Below are 18541 nucleotides of genomic sequence, written 5' to 3'. Positions count from 1 at the left end.
CGTGTCGAGGGGCGTCGCCGGATCGGCCCGGCCCTCGCCGGGACCGAGCGGGTTGGGGCGGGTTGGGGCGGACCTTTCCCGATCGGGTGTGATCGAGCCCGCGGTGTGATACCGGTGTCGATCGCGGGTGCGCCGGTCGCCGCCCGGTGACAATCGAGCGCAGATCCCAGCCGCTCGGCGTGGAGCGCGTGTCCCCTCCTCCTGAAGGGATGTGCGTGTTGACGAGTCAAGCGCTGCCCCGCCCCCTGCTGCCGGACTGGTTGCTGCGGCAGTTGCGCCCGATGTCCATCCCCGTCGACTGGACGCGCGTCTGCGCGGTGGCGCTGGGCATCGGGGTGCCGCAGCTGGTCGGGCTGCTGACCGGCCGGATCGAGGAAGCGGTGCTCGCCTCGGTCGGCGCGCTGTGCGCGAGCTTCTCGGACCTCACCGGCTCGTACCGCTACCGGCTGCGCCGGGTCGGGGTCGCCGTGGTCCTCGGCGCGCTCGGGTTCGCCGCCGGAGCTGCTGCGCCCGGCCCGTGGTGGGCGGCCGCCGCGGTGCTCGCGGTGGCGGTCCCGTCGGTGCTGTCCAGCCGGATGGGCGACCTGTGGTCCTCGGGCGGCGCGCACATGCTGACGTTCTGCATCGTCGCCACCGGTGAGAAGTCGGCGACCCTGTCGGTGGTCGAGCAGGTCGCTTGGTTCTCCGCCGGTGAGCTGCTGCTGTTCGCGCTGGTCGTGGCCACCTGGCCGTTCCGGGGCACCGCGCCGGCGCGCAGCGCGGTCGCGGGGATCTTCGACGCGACGCTGCGGATGCTCGACGCCGAGGCGCCGGTGGCCGCCCGCCAGGAGCTGACCAAGGCCCTGAACACCGCGCACGACGTGCTGGTCGGCGGCGGGTCGATGTCCCGCAGCCGGGTGCGCGACCGCCTGTACCTGGTCTACACCCACGCCACCCCGATCGTGGAGGCCTCGGTCTCCCTGGTGCACGCCGGAGAACGCCCTTCGCTGCGCGCCCGTGAAGCCCTGCGCACGCTGGCCCGCTGCATGCGCACCGGTGAGGTGCCACCGCCGTACCAGCCGGACACCGCCGGTTCACCGCTGGCACAGGCTCTCGACCGGGGTATCGCGGAGCTGGTCAGCGCGTTCCGGCTCGCGAAGCACGCCGAGGTGTCGAGCGAGAAGGAGCGCGTGCGCCTGACCTTCGGCCGCTCCACCTGGGCCCAGGTGCTCCGGATGGTGCTGTGCCTGGCGCTGGCCGAGGGGATCGGCCTGCTCGCCGGGCTGGACCAGCCGTACTGGATCGCGCTGACCGCCGCGCTGGTGCTCAAGCCGAACTCCGGCTCGGTCTTCGCTCGCACCGTGCTGCGCGCCGTCGGCACCGTCGCAGGTGTTCTGATCGCGTTGCTGCTGCTCTCCCTGGTACCTCCCGGTTGGTGGTTGTTGCCGTTCATCGTCGTGCTGGCGGCCAAGCTTCCGGTCGCGATCGACCGGCACTACGGCCTGTTCAGCGCGGTGGTGACCGCGCTGGTGCTGCTGCAGATGAGCCAGGGCGCGGAGTTCCACGCGGTGGCCCGGTTGGTCGACACGCTCGTCGGGTGCGCCATCGTGCTGGTCGTCGGTTTCCTGCTGCGGCCGCTGCACCGGGGGCCGCAGCTGGAGGCCCTGTTCGCCGACGCCGTGGCGTCGGTGGCGGAGTACGTCTCCCAGTCGCTGGCCGGTGTGCGGCACGGTCGCCCCGCGCTGCGCCGCCGCACCTACCGGCAGCTGGCCGACCTCCGCGGAGCCCTCCAGCAGCAGCTGATGAACCCCGCGACGGCGTCGCGGGCGGAACGCTGGTGGCCGACGATCAGCGTGCTGGAGCGGGTGGTCGACGCGGCCACCGAGAAGGCGGTCCGCAACAACCCCCAAGATCTCCAGCAGGCCCAGCGCCTGGTGTCGACCATGCGCACCACCACCCGCCAGCTCCGCTCCACCGACGTGCGCCCGGCCCAGCTGCACGACGAGCTGGAGCGGGTGTACGCCGGAGTCGCCGGTCGGTGAGCACCCGGCGCACGGGTGGGGGATGGCCCCGCACGCCGGATGCGCCTTCGAGGATGCCCGCCGAGATCAGCTTCGCGGATCAGGAGATCGGCTGATTCGGGGACGGGCAGATCAGCCGATCGGCCAAGGAATTCCGGCCTTTCGGTCGGGTTCCTCGGCTCCGGAGCGCTGGAACGAGCGGCGTACCCCGGACGTCTCGGTGCACGCCAGCTCGAACGGCGCTCGGTGTTCCTGATCGGTCAGCCTTCTCCGCGGCCCTCGGCGTAGCAGCGGTGCGCATCGGCGATCACCATCTCGCCGAAGGCGAGCACGTCCCGCCACCGAGTCCGGGCATCCGGGTACAGCGACTGGTCGTTCTCCGCGCGGTGGACGCGCAGGCCTCCCCGCACCACGCGGTGCCACTGCTCGGGGAACACCCGCAGCGCGTGGCGCCCGGCACCGTCCTTGGAGGTGATGTCCCCCGTGGACAGCGTGTAGTGCAGGCGCGCCACCCCGGTGACCGTCCAGGCCGTGGCGGCATCGGTCCGCGCGAACGGGCCGGGCCGGTCGGCGAGGTGGGCGGTCCGGGACAGCAGCCGTCCCCAGTACTCGTCGAGGTTGGCGTCCTGCCAGGCCGCCAGCTCCGCGGCATCCGACCAGACGTCCACCTCGGCGACCGCCGGACCGCGGCAGGTCACGCCGTACCTGGCGAGGGTGTGCCAGGTGACCGGGCTCAGCCGCCCGCTCGTCGTGCGGAACCGCGCTTCCTCGATGCTCGGCCTGCCGACGGCCGCCGCGGGTCCAACGGCCAGGTCCCGCCACGTCAGGTAGGCACCGTCGAAGTGCGGTCGGCGATCGGCGAGCCGCGCGTGCACCCGCTCCAGCGCGGCGATCGCCGCCGAGTCCGGCGGCTCCTCGCTCACCGCGATGAAGTCGACGTCACTCGCGTGCGGCCGGAAGTCCCCGAGCGACACCGAGCCCTCCAGGTACAGGCCCGTCACGAGCCCGCCCGCTTCGGCATCGACCAGGTCGAGGTAGTCCGCGACGAGTTCCGCCGCGCGTTGGTGCATCGACATGACCCCAGTCTCCAGCGCGCCCGCCCCGCCCGGTGACGAGAACCCCGGAGGGCTCCCCGAAATTTCCCGGGATGCTTGGCCGACCCGCTCCGTCCCCCGGGCGTCCGACGAGGTTCCCTGCAACGCTGTTCATGACTCGCTCCTCTCCGACAGCTCTGCTGTGTGCGGAGCCCGGAAAGCCCGCACACCGGATGCGCTTTCGAGCATGCCGCGGCGATCAGCGGTGCGAATCGGTCGAACGGCCGGGGTTCGGTGGGATCGGATCGTCTTGCAGGCCAACGGTTTCTGGCCGATCGACCTAACTCTCCCGGTTGAAATGGAAGGGGCAGTGCGTCCCGCCGAGCGCTATCGTGGAAGCACGCTCGAACCGGAACCCGTGCCGTTCGGGGTCGATCGCCTCGATCCAGCTCTGGTCGAACGCGCACAGCACCGGCCCCAGCTCGGACGCGGAGTTGGCGGCCAGCACTTCCTGGTAGAAGCACCGGTGCACGTCGGAGTGGTAGCGGCGGTCGTCGTCCACCGGGTGCCGAAACTCGAAACCCGCGCCGTAGAAGTGCTGTTCGCGAGCCCGCGCCATGTCCACCATGGCCCGGAACGGATCCTCGGATTCGTCCAGCACCGCCCGGGTCGCGGCCCGGACGGCGGGGGCCAGCGGTTCGACGTAGGCCCGTCGCACGGCGTCCACAGCGGCCGTGGACCCGAGCGCCGGGCGAAGCACCTCGAAGGCGGCGACCAGCGCCAACGTCGTCCGGAGGTGCTGGTGGGACATGTCGTCAACGGCCGAAGAGAGGTTGGTGGTCATCAGGTCCGAATGCCGCTCCCGCACGGCATCGAGCAGTTCCGCGGGCAACGCGTGCGAGCGGAGAGTTGCGCCGAGGTGCTCGAAGAAGCCGTCGAGCAGCAACGTCGTGTCCCGCTCCGGATCGGGCACGTGGTGTTCGGCGGTGGGGTCGAAGTGGTCGGCGGTCATCGTCGTCCTTCCGATCGGGCTCGACCGGGAACGAACGCAGCACTGCCTGGCGGCAAGCTGGCCGTACCCGCACGAGCGAGCACGCCAGCGCGCTCCACCGACCAACCAGGCGCCGACGAACTTCAGTTGATGTTGACCCGACCAGTGTCGCACCGAACCCGCCCAGCTGTCCGAACTTTCCGCGAGGACGGGGGCGAGCGAGGACCGTCAGTTCACGTCGTGGAGGGCGGCGTGGAGCTGTTCGGCGGCCTCCCAGACGTCGACGTAGCGGAGCCAGGACGGGGCGAAGTTCAGGCGCAGGAGGTCCGGTGCCGGGTGTTCCACGACGATGTCGCGGTCGAACAGCGCGTCCGCGATGTGCTGGGCCCGCTCGTGGCGGAGGAGGATCTGGGCGCCGGTCGGGCCCGGCGGCCGGACCACCTCGATGCCGGTGTCCGCGCAGTAGTGGTCCAGGCGGTCCACGAACAGCTGGACCAGGCTCGCCGTCTTGGCCGCCAGCTCCGCCACGTCGATACCGGCCAGGATCGACAGGCCGGTGCGCAGTTCGGACACCGACAGCGTCGACGCCGAGCCGGTGAAGCCGTCCGCCAGCGGGTGCAGCACCCCGGCGGTCGTGCACACCGGGAAGGTGCCGCGGTGGCGGTCGGCGACGAACGAGTAGGCCGGTGCTCCGGCGCCCCCGCCGAGGTACTTGTGCCCGCAGCCGATGGCGAAGTCCGCTCGCCAGCCGTGCAGGTCCACGTGCAGCGCGCCAGCCGAGTGGCTCAGGTCCCACAGCGCCAGCGCGCCGCGGCGGTGGATCTCGGCGGTGATGGCCGAGGCATCCCGCACCGCTCCGGTCCGCAGGTCGGTGTGCGAGAGCGCCACGACCGCCACCTCGTCGCACGGCAGGGCGGCCAGCTCGGAGATGTCGTTGAACAGGTGCAGGCGTCCGCCGATGAACTCGGCGGCGGACTTCGCGAGGAACCGGTCTGCGGTGAAGCAGTCCCGGCCCACCGCGAGGACCGGCCGTCCGGGGCGCAGGCGAGCGGCCGCGAGCAGGGCCTTGAACAGGTTGATCGACGTCGATTCGCCGACGGTGAGCTCCTTCGGAGCGGCGCCGATCAGCGGGGCGAGCGCGATCGCGGCGAGGCGGGCTTCGCGCCGCCACTCGGACTCACCGCGCGGGCGACCGGTGTGCGTCCCGTGCCGGTGCATGACGAACCGGCGCAGCCGAGCGGGGGTGGTGCGCAGCGGTCCGCCGCTGTCGCCGTCGAGGCGGATCAGGCCGGGTGGCAGGTCGTAGCGGACGCGCAGATCGGCGAGCGCATCGGTATGGTCGAGCGCTTCGGCGACGGATCTGGTGCTGGTCCACACGTGTGAATTCTTACCGCATCACCGCACGTAATGTAACGACAGAGGCGGCTGAATCCCGAACTTGAGGTGAATTCACCCCTCGCGATCGGATGATCAATGTGGGATCGCGGTCGTTTTCCCGATGACCAGCTGCACCGGAACCGAGCGGTGCCTCGGTTCCGGCGATCGGCCTTCGACGGCTCCGAGCACCATCTCCACCGCCGACGAACCGGCGTCTTCGGCGGGCACGTGCAGCGCGGTCGCTTCCAGCACGGCCAGGCCGAGACCGGCGAGGTTGTCCGCGCAGCAGACGCTCAGCGCCTCCGGGACCTGGACGCCCAACTGCGCCAAGCGGTACAGCAGACCGAGGAAGAGCGCGCTGTTGTACGCGACGGCCGCGGTGCACTCGCTCGCCAGCAGCTCGTCGACGATGTCGCTGCCAGCTTCGAAAGTCGGTGGCAGCGGCCCGAAGGCGACGACCTCGTGCGCCAGCCCGCGCTGCAGGCCCTCCAGCCGCCGCGGATCGGCCCACGAGCCGCGCGGTCCGCCGAGGTAGGCGACCCGCCGATGGCCGAGTTCGGCCAGGTGGGCGCCCAGTTCGGCGAGCCCGCCCGGGGTGTCGACGACCACCGACGGAACTCCGCGCACCCGCCGGTCCACCAGCACCAGCGGCACGTCCAGCGAGGTGAACAGCGAACCGGCGCCGCGCGGTGCGATGGCCAGGAATCCGTCCACCCGGTCGCGCAGCCGGTCGATCAGCTGCCGCTCGCGCTCCGGCGATTCGTCGGTGACCACGACCAGCAGGTCGTTGCCGGATTCCTCGGCCGCGCGCTGCGCGCCCGCGATGATCGGCGCGTAGAAGGGGTTGGTCAGGTCGGGCACCAGCAGCGCGAGCAGGCGGCTCCGGCCGGTGGCCAGGGCCTGTGCCGACGGGTGGTAGCGGAAGCCGAGCTCGATCGCGGCGTCCCGGACCCGCTGCCGGGTGCGCTCGGCGACCATCTCCGGTCGCACCAGCGCGCGCGACGCGGTCGCCACCGACACCCCGGCCTTGCGAGCCACGTCGGCCAGCCGCGCCATCGAGTCCTCCCTCACGTTGCTTTGACACCTTCATACCGCGCTGCTTAACCTCCCTGCAATCGCTTGCACTGCAAGCGCTTGCAATCGCCACCAGGGGAGTCGCGGCCGATGGTCGATGTGAAGCAGCCGAAGCTGGACCGCTGGTTCGGACTGGCCGAGCGCGGCAGCTCGGTGCGCACCGAACTGCTGGCCGGGCTGAGCATGTTCTTCGCCTCGGCCTACGCGGTCGTGGTGATCCCCGGCATGCTCGCCAAGGCCGGGGTCCCGCACGAGGCGGCCACCACCGGCACGATCCTGACGATCGTGCTGGCCACGGCCGCGGTCGGCCTCTTCGCCAACATGCCGTTCGTGCTCGCGCCGGGCCTCGGCGGCACCGCGCTGGTCGCGGCCACGCTGATCCAGCAGCAGCACGTGCCGTACCCGGTGGCCATGGGCATGGTGTTCTGGTCCGGCGTGGCGATCTTCGTGCTGTCCCTGCTCGGACTCCGCGGCCTGCTCGCCAAGGTCATCCCGGACAACATCCGGAAGGCCATCGGCACCGCGATCGGCCTGTTCATCGTCTACGTCGGCTTCAAGCTCTCCGGCATGCTCGAACCGTCCAAGAGCGGCCTGGAGATCGGCGACCTCAACTCGCCGGAGGTGCTGCTCGCGCTGGGCGGCATCGTGCTGGTCGCCGCGCTGCAGGCGCGCAAGGTGCCCGGCGCGTTCGTGATCGGCATCGTGGCGCTGACGATCATCGGCATCCCGCTGGGCGTCACCGAGCTGCCCGACCACTGGTTCCAGGCCCCGGCCGGGCTCGGCCCGGTGGCCTTCGACATCGACCTCTGGGGCGCGCTGCGGCCGGAGTACCTGCAGTACCTGTTCGCGTTCTTCGCCTCGGAGCTGTTCTCCGCGACGGGCGTGGTGCTCGCGGTCACCGAGCGTATCGGCCTGTCCGAGCGCACCGGTCAGAAGTCCGACATCAACCGGACGTTCCTGGTCGACTCGGTGGCGATCACCGGCGGCTCGCTGGTCGGCGCCCCGTCGGTCACGACCTACGCCGAGTCGGCGGCCGGGTCCGATGCGGGCGGGCGCACCGGGCTGACGTCGCTGACCACCGCCGGGCTGTTCCTGGTTCTGCTGCTGTTGACGCCGTTCGCCACCATGATCCCGTCCGCGGCGACCGCGCCGGTGCTGGTGGTGGTCGGGCTGGGCATGATGCGCGGGTTCCAGCGGGTCGACCTCAGCGACCTGACCGAGGCGGTCCCGGCGGCGCTGCTGGTGGCGTGCACGATCTTCTGGGGCAACTTCGGCAACGGCATCGCCGCGGCGCTGACCGCGTACGTGCTGATCAAGGTGGTGGCGGGCCGGTTCCGCGACATCCACCTGGGCATGTGGATCCTGCTGCCGTTCCTGGTGTTCTTCTTCGCGACCAACGCCCACTAGCGACTCTTCAGCAACTTCAATGGAAATCGGACGTCTGATTTCAATGAGGTTTTTCCAACCTCGTTCTGCGTGGCGGTGCAAGTGGCGGAACCTCAGCGCCCGCCTGGACTGCGGGTGCCCGGCTTTATGTATGCCAATACACGGCAGCCGGGCCGTCCTCGCCGGAAGGAACCCCGGAGGGGTGGGCACCGTGAACCCGCGGCGGTGCCGGTTGCGAGGGTGGGCTATGCGCCTGCGGCGCATGCGACCCTCGCCGATCGGTGCCGGTCGCCCTTCGCAGCTGCGGTCCACGGGCAGGTTAAAAAGGCTCAATCGAAATCGCGGGGTGTCGGGACCGACCCCCGGCGCTCGCGACGACTTCCCCGCCTTCAAGGGAAATCACGTCGCTGAGCCCCGTTGAAATCGCACACCCCTGGGGCAAGGAGAGGGAGAGGTATGGCTGACCTGCGGATCGCCGGGGGACGTGTGGTGTCCACGTTCACCGGGGAGGTGTTCGACGCCGACGTGCTGGTCACCGGCGAGGTGATCAGCGGCGTGGTGCCGCCCGGGGCCGGGCCGGAGGCCGCCGAGGTGATCGACGCGGGTGGCAGGCTGATCGTGCCGGGGTTCATCGACGCGCACATGCACGTCGAGAGCTCGTTCACCACCCCGGCGGCCTTCGCCTGGCTGACGCTGCCGCGCGGCACCACAACCGTCCTCGCCGATCCGCACGAGATCGTCAACGTCGCGGGCAAGGCCGCGATGCGGTGGATGATCCAGGAGGGCGCGCGCAGCCCGCAGACCCAGCTCTGGGGCGTGCCGTCGTGCGTCCCGGCGCTGGCCGGGATGGAGTACTCCGGCGCGCACCTGGACCCCGAGGACATCGACGAACTCCTCGGCTGGGACGGGGTTTCCGCGCTCGCCGAGGTGATGGACTACCGCGCCGTGGTGGCCGGTGACCAGCGGATGCACGACATCGTGCGCGTCGCGCGGGAGCGCGGCACGATCCTCGACGGCCACTGCCCGAACCTCTCCGGCGAGGAGCTCAGCGACTACCTGGCCACCGGCATCGACTCCGACCACACCAAGAACACCCCCGAGGTCGCGGTGGAGAAGGCCCGCCTCGGCATGACGGTGATGCTGCAGGAGAAGTGCCTGCTCCCGGAGGTCGTCGGCGCGTTGACGGCGTTGCCGCAACTGCCGCCGCTGTGCCTGGTCACCGACGACCTGGCCGCCGACCACATCGCCGCCAAGGGCCACCTGGACCACATCGGTCGGAAGGCGGTCGAGGCCGGGCTCCCCGCGCTGGACGCCCTGCGCGCCCTGACCTGGAACCCCGCGCAACGCCTGCGCAAGTACGACCGCGGCGTGGTCGCCCCGTCCAAGCGCGCGGACCTGCTGCTGCTCGACGGGGAACTGGCGGACTTCGCGGTGCACACGGTCATCGCGGGCGGCACGGTCGTCGCCCGCGGCGGCACCGCGACCTACCCGGAACCCGAGGTGACCCACCCCTTCGCGGGCTCGGTGCACATCGCCGAGATCGACCCGGACGAGTTCCGCTGGCGCCTCGACCTGCCCGACGGCGCGCACGACTTCCGCGCCCTGCAGGTGAATCCGGTCGACACCTACACCCGACCGGCGGAGATCAGGCTCGAAGTCGTCGACGGCGAGGTCCGCTGGGAGGGCAAGGTCGCGCTCCTCTGGGTGCGCAACCGCCACGGACGACCGAACACCTCGTGCGTCCCGGTGCTCGGCATGGACCTCGCCGAAGGCGCGCTGACCACGACGTACGCCCACGACAGCCACAACTTCGTCACCCTGGGCACCTCCCGGCGAGCGATGCGAGCCACCGCGGAAGCGGTGCTGGCCGACGACGGCGGAGTGGCGGTCGCGCACGCCGGAGGCGTGGTGGCGCGACTGCCGCTGGCCGTCGGAGGCGTCATGTCGGCGGAGCCGACGGCGGAGGCGGTGGCGGGCAGCCGCCGAGTGCGCGAAGCGCTCGAGGCGTGGGGCTGGCGGCACGCGAACCCGTTCATGAGCGTGTCGACGCTGACCCTGGCGGTCTCGCCGAGCGTCAAGATCACCGACCTGGGGCTGGTCGACGTCCTGGCCCGCGACTGGACGCCGCAGGTGCTCGACTGCTGCCACTGAGCTGGGCGAACTTCTCGGCCACCGCGCGGATCCGCTCCTCGGACCAGGTCAGCTCGCCGGACCGCAGCGCGGAGAGCACGCCCTCGATCCACTTTCGCGGACCGCGATCGAGTGCTCCTCGTCCAGGAGGAACAGGCGCGGTAGTTCGGGCACCGCGCGGAGGGATTCGCGGTCGGCCGCCAGCGAGGTCTTCAGGGCGGCCGCCCGCTTCGCCAGCCCGGTCGCCACTTCGTCAGGGGTCAGGACCATGGCGGTGGCGAGTGCGGCGGGGAACTCCGGGAACTCGCGGGCCGGGCTCGTGAGCATCTCGGCGGTCCAGGTGCGCAGGGTTTCGCGACCGGCTTCGGTGATCTCGTACACCGTGCGCTCCGGCCTGCGCTCGTCGCGGGCGGTCTCCCGGACGGCGATGAGCTCGGCGCGCAGCAGGCGGTCGATCGTCTGGTAGACGCTGTTGCGCTGCGCGACGTTCGCGATCCGGTCCTTGCCGCGCTCCTTGATCACCTCGCGCATCCGGTACGGGTGCATCGGCTCGGCCGCTCGACCTGCACTCGATCGTGCGCGACCAGGGGTTCGCGACCACGAAGATCTCCATATCCATGGGCGGGCGGAGACCCGTGGCGGAGTTCGGCTTCGGCGCAGCGCTGCCCGACGGGACCAGCACGCTGACCATCACCCGCGCCGCGCTCTACGGCGTATTGCGGGACGAGGCCGTACGCCGCGGCGTCCCGATCGAGTACGGCAAGCGGTTGGTTTCCGCGACACCGGAGCGGGACGGCGTGACGGCGACATTCGCCGACGGGACCTCGGAGCGAGCCGACCTGCTCATCGGCGCCGACGGCCTGCGCTCCGCGGTCCGCACGATCACCGACCCGAACGCCCCCGCACCGAGGTACGTGCCGCTGCTCAACACCGGTGGCTTCGCGAAGGGCCTGCGCCTGGACGCCGAGCCGGGCGAGATGCACATGGTCTTCGGCCGAGGCTGCTTCGACTGCTACCTCGTCCACCCCGACGGCGACGTGTGGTGGTTCGCCAACCCGCGCCAGCCGAAGGAGCTGGCCGCCATCGGCGAGGACCAGTGGCGCGCCAAGCTGCTCGACCTGTTCACGCGGACGACGGCCCCGCCCGCGACCTCGTCACCGCGACCGACGAGATCTTCGCGGGCTGGAGCACCTACGACTTCCCGAAGGTGCCGACCTGGCACCGCGGGCGGATGATCATCGTCGGTGACCCGGCGCACGCCACCTCACCGGCCTCGGGCCAGGGCGCGTCGATGGCGATCGAGGACGCGGTCACCCTCGCGAAGTGCCTGCGCGACGCGGACAGCGTGCCCGCCGCCTTCACCGCGTACGAGTCGCTGCACCGCGCGCGGGTGGAACGCGTTGTGGCGCAGGGGAAGCGCAACGGCGACGGCAAGACGCTCGGGCCCGTGATGCGGCACGTGCTGCCGCTGATCTTGAAGCTGCGAAAGCCGAACCCGGACGCGATGGACTGGATGTACGGGCACCGCATCACGTGGGACTGAGCGGGCCGCCTCGATGCTGCGGTGAACGGCGGCGCAGTGCCCGGTCCCGAGCGGAGGAGGGCTGATCCCGCTTCCGGAGCTCAGAGCTCGGCGAGGTCGGCGAGTTCCGTTCGTGCGGTGACTCCGAGCTTCGGGAATGCCTTGTACAGGTGGTAACCGACGGTGCGCGGGCTGAGGAAGAGCTGCGCGGCGATGTCCTTGTTGGACAGTCCGCGCGCCGCGAGCCGGATGATCTTCCGCTCCTGCGGGGTCAGCGCGGCGAGCGCGCCGCCTGCGGGCTCCGGCACGGCCTCGCCCGTCGCATCGAGTTCGGTGCGGGCCCGCTCAGCCCACGGCGCGGCGTCGAGCCTGCGGAACGTCTCGAACGCATCGCGAAGCTGTGCCCTGGCATCGGACTTCCGGCGCGCGCGGCGCAGCCATTCGCCGTACAGCAGGGCTGTCCGGGCGCGCTCGAACGGCCGGTCGTCGGGATGGCACCGCAGCGCGGCGAGGTACAGCTCGGCCGCATCCTCGTCGGGGGCGAGCAGCGCGCGGCAGCGGTGGACGTGCGCGTCGATCCACGGCTGCTCGGCGTGGTACGCCCAGGAGGTGAGCTGCGCGAGCGGTGTGTGGACATCGGTCGTTCGGCCGAGCCGTGCTGCTGCCTCGATCAAGTCGGGGATGCTGCGCAGGCCGGGCAGCTGGTGCCGAACCGGTCCGGTGTGCAGCGCGGTCAACCGGGCGAGGGCGGAATCCCACCGGGCGTTGCCGAGGTCGAGCAGCGCCAGCGCCCACTGCGCCCAGGACGCGCCGGGCGCAGGTGAGCCGGGTTCCGGTGCGGCGAGCGCGTCGTCGGCGAAGGCGTGGCAGCGCTGCTCGTCACCTGTCACAGCGGCCAGGTAGGCCAGCACGCCGCTGGTGTCGCCGATCCACTGCCGGTGCCCGAGTTCCTGCGCGATCTGCAACGCCTGGGTCGCCTCGTTCCAGGCGTCGGTGTGCCGGCTGCGGAAGGTCGACGCGCGGGCGAGGCACACCAGCACCGGTGGCGTTCGGCCGATCCAGCCCTGGTCGCGGCACTGGGCGAGCAGTTCGCGGGCCACCCGGTGGGCTTCGGCGTCCTGGCCGGTGGCCTGCAGGCTGGTGGCGCCGACCAGGATCGTGTCGCCGAACCCGGTTCGCCGGGCATCCGCGATCCGCGCTGCGAGGGGATCCGGGGACGGCCGTCCGATCGCGGATCGGACAGCCCAGGTGAGCAACCGGGCGACGTGGGTGAGCGGGTCGTCGGGCGGCAGCGGCAGGGCGTCGAGCCGGTCCGCGGCGTCGGCGATCTCGTGCTCCCCGAGGTACCAGGCGGCATGCACCGCGTCGAGCAGCAGGTGCGTGGCCAGCGGCAGGTCGTCGGTGAGCGCGGCGGCCTCGGTCAGCAGCTGGCGGGCCGTGCGCAGCGAACCGCGGTGGAAGGCCGCGGTGGCGCGGACCCGGATGGCGCGGACGGCCAGGGGCTGGTCGTCGGTGGTTGCGAGCTCGGCCATGCGGTCGACATCGCCCTCCTCGACAGCCGCTTCGGCGGCCAGCACGAGACGGCGGGCGTGGTCGGCTCCGGGAGGCGTCAGCTGCGCCGCGCGCTCGTAGGCGGCCGAAGCGGCGGCGTAACCGCTGCGCGCTGCGGCTCGCTGAGCAGTGCGCTCCAGCTCTGCGGCCACCTGCTCGTCGGGTCCGGTTGCCACCACGGCGCGGTGCCAGGCGCGCCGGTCGGCGTCGTCGGGCTGGTCGAGGGCGTCGGCGAGAGCGGTGTGCACGACGAGCCGGAGGCTGACCGGCGACGCCTGGTAGACGGCGGATCGCACGAGGGGGTGGCGGAACCGCACGGTGTGGTTGTCGACCCGGATCAGCCCAGCCGCTTCCGCGGGCACCAGATCCGCCGGTCGGCAGCCGAGCGCGGCGGCCGCGCGCAGGACCACGCCGCGATCACCGGTGTCCTCGGCCGCGGAGACGAGCAGCACGTGCTGGCTGGCCTCGGGGAGTTGCCGCACCTGGTCCAGGAACGCCGCCTGGACGGTGGCGGGCATGGGCAGCGAACCACCGGTGCCGGGTTCGTGCGCGGCGAGAGCGGCCGGAAGTTCGAGCAGCGCGAGCGGATTGCCCCGCGCCTCGGCCAGCACCCGGTACCGGTCGGCGGGGGAGAGAGCGGCGTGCTCGGCCAGCAGCTCGGCGGCGGCAGGCGCGTCGATCCCGGTGAGCGGCAGCTGGTCGATCCCGGGCGCGGCGAAGCCGTCCCGCGCCGCGATGATCAGCGCGATGCCCTCGGCGTCGAGCCGCCGCGCGGCGAACAGCAGCGCCTCGGACGACGCCCGGTCCAGCCATTGCGCGTCGTCGACCAGGCACAGGACGGGCCCGCCGTCGGCGAACTCGGCGAGCAGGGAGAGCACCGCGAGGCCGACGAGCATGCGATCGCCCGGCTCGGCCGGGGTGAGCCCGAAAGCTCCGCGCAGGGCGCGTGCCTGCGGCTCGGGGAGGGCGTCGATCCGGTCGAGGGCAGGTCGCAGCAGCAGGTGCAGGCCCGCGAACGGCAGGTGTGCCTCGGACTCGATCCCGGTGCTGCGCACGATCCGCAGCCCCTCGGCCGTCGCCGCGTGCTCCAACAGCGCGGTCTTGCCGATGCCGGGCTCCCCGGTGATCAGCAGGCTTCCGCTGCGACCGGTCCGGCAGTCCGCCAGCAACCGGTCGATGACCGATATCTCGGCACCTCGTCCGTGCAACACCTGGTGACAGTACTTAAGCCGATCGGAGCAGATTGCCTGGCTGTGACAGATTCCGCAGCTCGTCGGCGACCGTAGCGTGAGCGCCATGCCCGATGAACTGGCCAGGAGGTACCTGGCCGCCTGGAACGAGCGCGATCCGGTCGAGCGCCGGGCGCTCATCGACGAGCTGTGGACCGAGGACGCGCGTTACGTCGACCCGATCGCGACGGCCGAAGGCCGCGCGGCCGTCGACGACGTGGTGGCCACCGCCCAGCAGCAGTTCCCCGGCCTGGTGTACCGGCTGGCCGGGAGCGTCGACAGCCACCACGACGTGGCGCGCCTGACCTGGGAGCTCGGACCGGCGGACGGCCCACCGGTGATCGTCGGCCTCGCCGTGCTGATCACCGATCACGGCCGCCTGCGCCGCGTCTACGGCTTCCTCGACCACACCCCACCACCAGGAGCTCGACGGTGACACCCGATCCGATGACCCGACACCCGCTGCCCGACCACGAGCGCGTGGTGTTCCTGAAACCGCTGATCAGCGCACCGCAGATCGTGGTCGGCGACTACACCTACTACGACGACCCGGACGGGGCGACCGGGTTCGAGCACCGCAACGTGCTCTACACCTACGGGCCGGAACGGCTGGTCATCGGCAAGTACTGCGCGATCGCCGCGGAAACCCGGTTCCTGATGGCCGGTGCCGAGCACCCGACGATGGGCGTGTCCACCTACCCGTTCACGATGTTCGGCGGCGAGTGGGCGGAGAGGACGCTCGACATCGTCACCGGCATGCCCAGCCGGGGCGACACGGTGATCGGCAACGACGTCTGGTTCGGCTACCGCGCCACCGTCATGCCCGGCGTGACGATCGGCGACGGCGCCATCATCGCGGCGGGAGCGGTGGTCACCTCGGACGTGCCGCCGTACGCGATCGTCGGCGGCAACCCGGCGCGAGCGATCCGGCGGCGCTTCGCCGACGCCGACGTGGACCTGCTGCTGAGCGCGGCCTGGTGGGACTGGCCCGTCGAGCTGGTCACCGAGCACGCCCGCACCATCATGGCCGGGACCCCGGCGGAAATCGCACGCATCGCTGAAGGAATCCGATGATCCAGGAACACGCCGTGCCCGGGAAGGGCCCGTACGCGATCACCACCGGCCCCGACGGGGCGCTGTGGTACACGCTGGTCCGGAGTGGACAGATCGGGCGGCTCGTCCCCGGCGAGCAGCCGGTCAGCCACCAGCTGGACCCCGAGTCCGGCCCGACGATCATCGTGCCGGGCCCGGACGGCGCGCTGTGGTTCACCGAGTACGGGGGCCACCGGATCGGCCGGATCACCACCGCTGGTGAGATCACCGAGTTCCCGCTGCCGGAGTGCGGGCCGTACGGCATCGCCGCTGGTCCCGACGGGGCGCTATGGTTCACCGAGACCACCACCGATCGCATCGGCCGGATCACCACCGACGGCGAGGTGACCGGATTCCCGTCGGTCGGCGCGTTCCCGTCCGCCATCACCGCAGGGCCGGACGACGCCATGTGGTTCACCCTGAACCAGGCCAACGCCATCGGCCGAATCGACATGGGCGGTGCGGTCACCACCCACCCGCTCCCCACCGAGGCGGCCGCCCCGGTCGGCATCACTGCGGGCCCGGACGGCGCGCTGTGGTTCGTCGAGATCGCCGCAGGTCAGATCGGGCGCATCACGGTCGACGGCGAGGTGGCGGAGTTCCCGCTGTCCGACCGGGCCGCCCGCCCGCACGCCATCACCCCGGTCGGCGACGCGCTGTGGTTCACCGAGTGGGGCGGCAACCGCGTCGGCTCCATCACCACCGAAGGCGCGATCACCACCCACGACCTGCCCACGCCCGGCAGCGAGCCGCACGGCATCGCGCTCGGCCCCGACGGAGCGCTGTGGACAGCTCTGGAGCACGGCACGCTCGCCCGCATCACCCGCTGAAGGAGTTATCGCGTTGAACACCACCACGATCCAGGCGGAGTTCGAGATCGACAGCTGGGACGAGGTTCCCTACGAGGAGCCGAGCGAAGGCCCGAAGCTGACCAAGGTCGTGATCCGCAAGACCTACCGAGGTGCGCTGGAAGGGACCGGCGTCGCCGAAGTGCTCACCGCGCAGGGGACCGAGGGCGCGGGCTACGTCGCCTCCGAGCGCATCGCCGGGACGCTGGAGGGCAGGCGGGGCACCTTCGTGATCCAGCACGGCGGCCTGGCCGACGGCGACGACCAGACCACGTTCGGCACCGTGGTCCCGCACTCGGGCACGGCGGGCCTCGCCGGGCTCTCCGGCCGCGCCACCGAAGCCGCCCACGGCGTCCTGACCCTCGTCTACACCTTCGACTCCTAGTCGTCCCTGGTCAGCGGCCATGCTGCTGCCCGTGCAGGAGGCGCGGCGGCAGATCTCGACGTCCGCGAGTTCGGCGAGCTGCGGGCTGATCCTCGCCTTCCTCGGCTGGTCCCGTGGGGTCGTGAGTGCGCAACAGCGTTCCAACCCCGTTTCGCGCTCACGACCCTCACGCTGCGATGGTGACGCGGCCGCTCTCCCCGTCGGAGAGGAAGGCCGCGAGCTCCCGGCCCTGCTCGGCGACTTCGTCGCGATCGGTCCGGGAAAGCGCGCGCAGCGGGCTGACCTGCACCGTTCCGTCGTCGACGGTCCAGGTCGCGGCGACCCGACCGTCGACCAGGACCACGCGTGCACCGGCGACCGACAGGCCGCGGTGCCCGTCGTCGATGATCCGGCTCCGGTCGTGGTAGCCGAGGATCGCGTTGTCGAACGCGGGCAGGAACCGCACCGGCGCGGGCGTGCCGGGGTCGGGCCTCGGCGCGTCGGGGAGGTCCAGCAGTTCGCGGCCCCGCTCATCGCGGAAGGAGACGAGCTCGTCCCGCACCGCGGCCACCGCCTTCGGCAGCCCGGCGAGGCCGCACCAGGAGCGCAGGTCGGTCGACGTCGCAGGCCCGAAAGCGGCGAGATACCGCCGGACCAGGACTTCGCCGACCGGATCGACGCCGTTCGCGGACGGCGGGTCGATCTCGCGCCCCAGCCAGGACGAGAGCAGGGCGTTGCGCACTCCGCCCTTCTGCCGCCACAGCCCTCGCGGCGGCAGCTGCACCACCGGGATGAGGGCGGCGAACAGCATCTCGCCCAGCGCCCGCGCTCCCGCACCCGGCCAGCGGTCGGCGAGCTCCCGCGCGATCTCCGGCATCGAGCGCGGCTCGCCATCGGCCATGACCGCGAGGCCCGCGGCGGCGAGCTCCTCCAGGTCGATCCCGGCCAGCTCGTCGCGGTAAACGCCGAGAACCCGTTGGCGCAGCATGGCGTCGTGACGGCCGCGCCAGGCCAGCGCGTCCTCGGCGGTGACCAGGTGAACGGTGCGGCGCATCAGGTGGACCCGCACCACGCGCCGTTGCACCAGCAGATCGGACAACATCGCCGGTTCGAAGGCGCGCAGCCGCGACCAGAGCCCGACGAACGGCTCCTGCGGTTCCTGCGCCTGCAGGCCGCACAGGTGCGCGACGGCGTCGTGCGCCGACGCGTCGGAGCGGTCTAGCAGCATCTGCCGGGCGAGCGTGGCGCGGTTGAGCGCCCGGACGTCCAGAACGGTCATGCGGTGGAATCTCCCGCCAGATCAGGCATTTTCACGTTGAGGTCCGTTGCTCAGGACGACCTCTGGCCGTCGATCGTCTCGCGCAGGATGTCGGCGTGCCCGGCGTGCTGGGCGGTCTCGGCGACGACGTGCATCAGCACCCGGCGGACGCTCCACGTCGAACCGGGCTCGTGCCAGGGCGCTTCCGGCAGCGGGTGCGATGTCGACAGGTCGATGTCGGCGATGATCTCCCCGGTGCGGGCGGCGACCTGCTCGTAGCGCGCGAGGATCCCGGCCAGCGTGTCGCCGGACAGCATCCGGAACTCGTTCTGGTGGTCGATCGCCCACTGCGGGAACTCGCGCGCTGTTCCGGACGCGAGGTCGGCCCAGGTGACGCCGTCGGGCAGGTCGTAGCGCATCGCGGACGGGCCTTCGAGGGCGAAGCGCAGCCACGCCTCCTCGACGGATGCGACGTGCTTGATCAGGCCGCCCAGGCACAGCGCGCTCACCGTCGGCCGCTCGCCGAGCTGTTCGTCGCTGAGGCCGCGGACGGTGTTGGTCAGGGCGGATCGCACGGTGGCGAGCACGTTGATCAGAGCGGTGCGCTCGGCGTTGTCGGTCATGGGAGCACCGTGTCAGGCGGAGAGGACAGGATGTGTCCGCTTCTCCCGGCAGCATGGGGAAC

At 71.7% G+C, this 18541-nt stretch carries 17 protein-coding genes; 9 read left to right on the top strand and 8 right to left on the bottom strand.

The features are described from left to right. The first annotated feature begins 215 nt into the window (after positions 1 to 215). The gene (locus F1721_RS06465) at positions 216 to 2021 is read left to right on the top strand and encodes an FUSC family protein (RefSeq protein WP_246154359.1); all 1806 of its coding nucleotides are present in this window, start codon (positions 216 to 218) and stop codon (positions 2019 to 2021) included. 239 nt (positions 2022 to 2260) lie between these two features. On the opposite strand, the gene F1721_RS06460 is transcribed toward F1721_RS06465, so the two are convergent. From F1721_RS06460 to F1721_RS06445, 4 genes are all read right to left on the bottom strand, one after another. After that, positions 2261 to 3076: a nucleotidyltransferase domain-containing protein gene (locus F1721_RS06460; RefSeq protein WP_150065648.1), complete on the bottom strand. Its 816-nt coding sequence runs from the start codon at positions 3074 to 3076 to the stop codon at positions 2261 to 2263. 298 nt (positions 3077 to 3374) lie between these two features. Then, positions 3375 to 4046 (bottom strand): L-2-amino-thiazoline-4-carboxylic acid hydrolase, encoded by a 672-nt coding sequence (locus tag F1721_RS06455; protein ID WP_150065647.1) that lies wholly within the window; start codon positions 4044 to 4046, stop codon positions 3375 to 3377. A gap of 207 nt (positions 4047 to 4253) precedes the next feature. Then, positions 4254 to 5402: an aminotransferase class V-fold PLP-dependent enzyme gene (locus tag F1721_RS06450; protein WP_150065646.1), complete on the bottom strand. Its 1149-nt coding sequence runs from the start codon at positions 5400 to 5402 to the stop codon at positions 4254 to 4256. 93 nt (positions 5403 to 5495) lie between these two features. Further along, the gene (locus F1721_RS06445) at positions 5496 to 6473 is read right to left on the bottom strand and encodes a LacI family DNA-binding transcriptional regulator (protein WP_150065645.1); all 978 of its coding nucleotides are present in this window, start codon (positions 6471 to 6473) and stop codon (positions 5496 to 5498) included. A 93-nt stretch (positions 6474 to 6566) separates the two neighbouring features. On the opposite strand from F1721_RS06445, the gene F1721_RS06440 reads away from it, so the two are divergent. Both F1721_RS06440 and F1721_RS06435 read left to right on the top strand, forming a co-directional pair. Further along, positions 6567 to 7883, top strand: a complete 1317-nt coding sequence (locus tag F1721_RS06440) for an NCS2 family permease (RefSeq protein WP_150065644.1) — start codon at positions 6567 to 6569, stop codon at positions 7881 to 7883. A gap of 435 nt (positions 7884 to 8318) precedes the next feature. Continuing rightward, positions 8319 to 10013, top strand: a complete 1695-nt coding sequence (locus tag F1721_RS06435) for an adenine deaminase (RefSeq protein WP_150065643.1) — start codon at positions 8319 to 8321, stop codon at positions 10011 to 10013. Between the two features lie 48 nt (positions 10014 to 10061). On the opposite strand, the gene F1721_RS06430 is transcribed toward F1721_RS06435, so the two are convergent. Next, entirely contained in the window at positions 10062 to 10538 is a 477-nt protein-coding gene (locus F1721_RS06430) for a PadR family transcriptional regulator (protein ID WP_246154358.1), read from the bottom strand. Between the two features lie 89 nt (positions 10539 to 10627). Here F1721_RS06430 and F1721_RS35285 point away from each other — a divergent pair, with 89 nt between their 5' ends. Both F1721_RS35285 and F1721_RS35280 read left to right on the top strand, forming a co-directional pair. Beyond that, positions 10628 to 11227 (top strand): FAD-dependent monooxygenase, encoded by a 600-nt coding sequence (locus F1721_RS35285; protein ID WP_281288742.1) that lies wholly within the window; start codon positions 10628 to 10630, stop codon positions 11225 to 11227. Continuing rightward, a complete protein-coding gene (locus F1721_RS35280; protein ID WP_281288741.1) occupies positions 11224 to 11535 on the top strand; it encodes an FAD-dependent monooxygenase in 312 nt (103 codons plus the stop codon). The genes F1721_RS35285 and F1721_RS35280 overlap by 4 nt, the downstream gene beginning before the upstream one ends. A gap of 80 nt (positions 11536 to 11615) precedes the next feature. Here F1721_RS35280 and F1721_RS06420 read toward each other — a convergent pair whose 3' ends face one another. Continuing rightward, positions 11616 to 14276 carry a helix-turn-helix transcriptional regulator gene (locus F1721_RS06420; protein ID WP_246154356.1) on the bottom strand — a complete coding sequence of 887 codons (2661 nt, stop codon included), beginning with the start codon at positions 14274 to 14276 and terminating at the stop codon, positions 11616 to 11618. An 85-nt stretch (positions 14277 to 14361) separates the two neighbouring features. On the opposite strand from F1721_RS06420, the gene F1721_RS06415 reads away from it, so the two are divergent. From F1721_RS06415 to F1721_RS06400, 4 genes are read left to right on the top strand one after another with little or no spacing between them, the layout of a single operon-like run. Next, positions 14362 to 14730 carry a nuclear transport factor 2 family protein gene (locus F1721_RS06415; RefSeq protein ID WP_150065641.1) on the top strand — a complete coding sequence of 123 codons (369 nt, stop codon included), beginning with the start codon at positions 14362 to 14364 and terminating at the stop codon, positions 14728 to 14730. Beyond that, positions 14727 to 15368, top strand: a complete 642-nt coding sequence (locus F1721_RS06410) for a CatB-related O-acetyltransferase (protein WP_150065640.1) — start codon at positions 14727 to 14729, stop codon at positions 15366 to 15368. The genes F1721_RS06415 and F1721_RS06410 overlap by 4 nt, the downstream gene beginning before the upstream one ends. Further along, positions 15365 to 16216, top strand: coding sequence for a Vgb family protein (locus tag F1721_RS06405; RefSeq protein ID WP_150065639.1), 852 nt, complete (start codon positions 15365 to 15367; stop codon positions 16214 to 16216). Before F1721_RS06410 ends, F1721_RS06405 begins: the two co-directional genes overlap by 4 nt. A 13-nt stretch (positions 16217 to 16229) precedes the next feature. Beyond that, the gene (locus F1721_RS06400) at positions 16230 to 16619 is read left to right on the top strand and encodes a DUF3224 domain-containing protein (RefSeq protein WP_246154355.1); all 390 of its coding nucleotides are present in this window, start codon (positions 16230 to 16232) and stop codon (positions 16617 to 16619) included. A 166-nt stretch (positions 16620 to 16785) separates the two neighbouring features. Here F1721_RS06400 and F1721_RS06395 read toward each other — a convergent pair whose 3' ends face one another. Together F1721_RS06395 and F1721_RS06390 are read right to left on the bottom strand one after the other, a co-directional pair. After that, a complete protein-coding gene (locus F1721_RS06395; protein WP_150065638.1) occupies positions 16786 to 17877 on the bottom strand; it encodes a winged helix DNA-binding domain-containing protein in 1092 nt (363 codons plus the stop codon). Positions 17878 to 17927: 50 nt separating this feature from the next. After that, positions 17928 to 18479 carry a DinB family protein gene (locus F1721_RS06390; protein WP_150065637.1) on the bottom strand — a complete coding sequence of 184 codons (552 nt, stop codon included), beginning with the start codon at positions 18477 to 18479 and terminating at the stop codon, positions 17928 to 17930. Positions 18480 to 18541: the final 62 nt, after the last annotated feature.

This window comes from Saccharopolyspora hirsuta, assembly GCF_008630535.1.
Lineage (GTDB): Bacteria > Actinomycetota > Actinomycetes > Mycobacteriales > Pseudonocardiaceae > Saccharopolyspora > Saccharopolyspora hirsuta.
The sequence above is the reverse complement of the archived record's forward strand: the minus strand, read 5'-3'. Positions and strand labels throughout refer to the sequence as shown.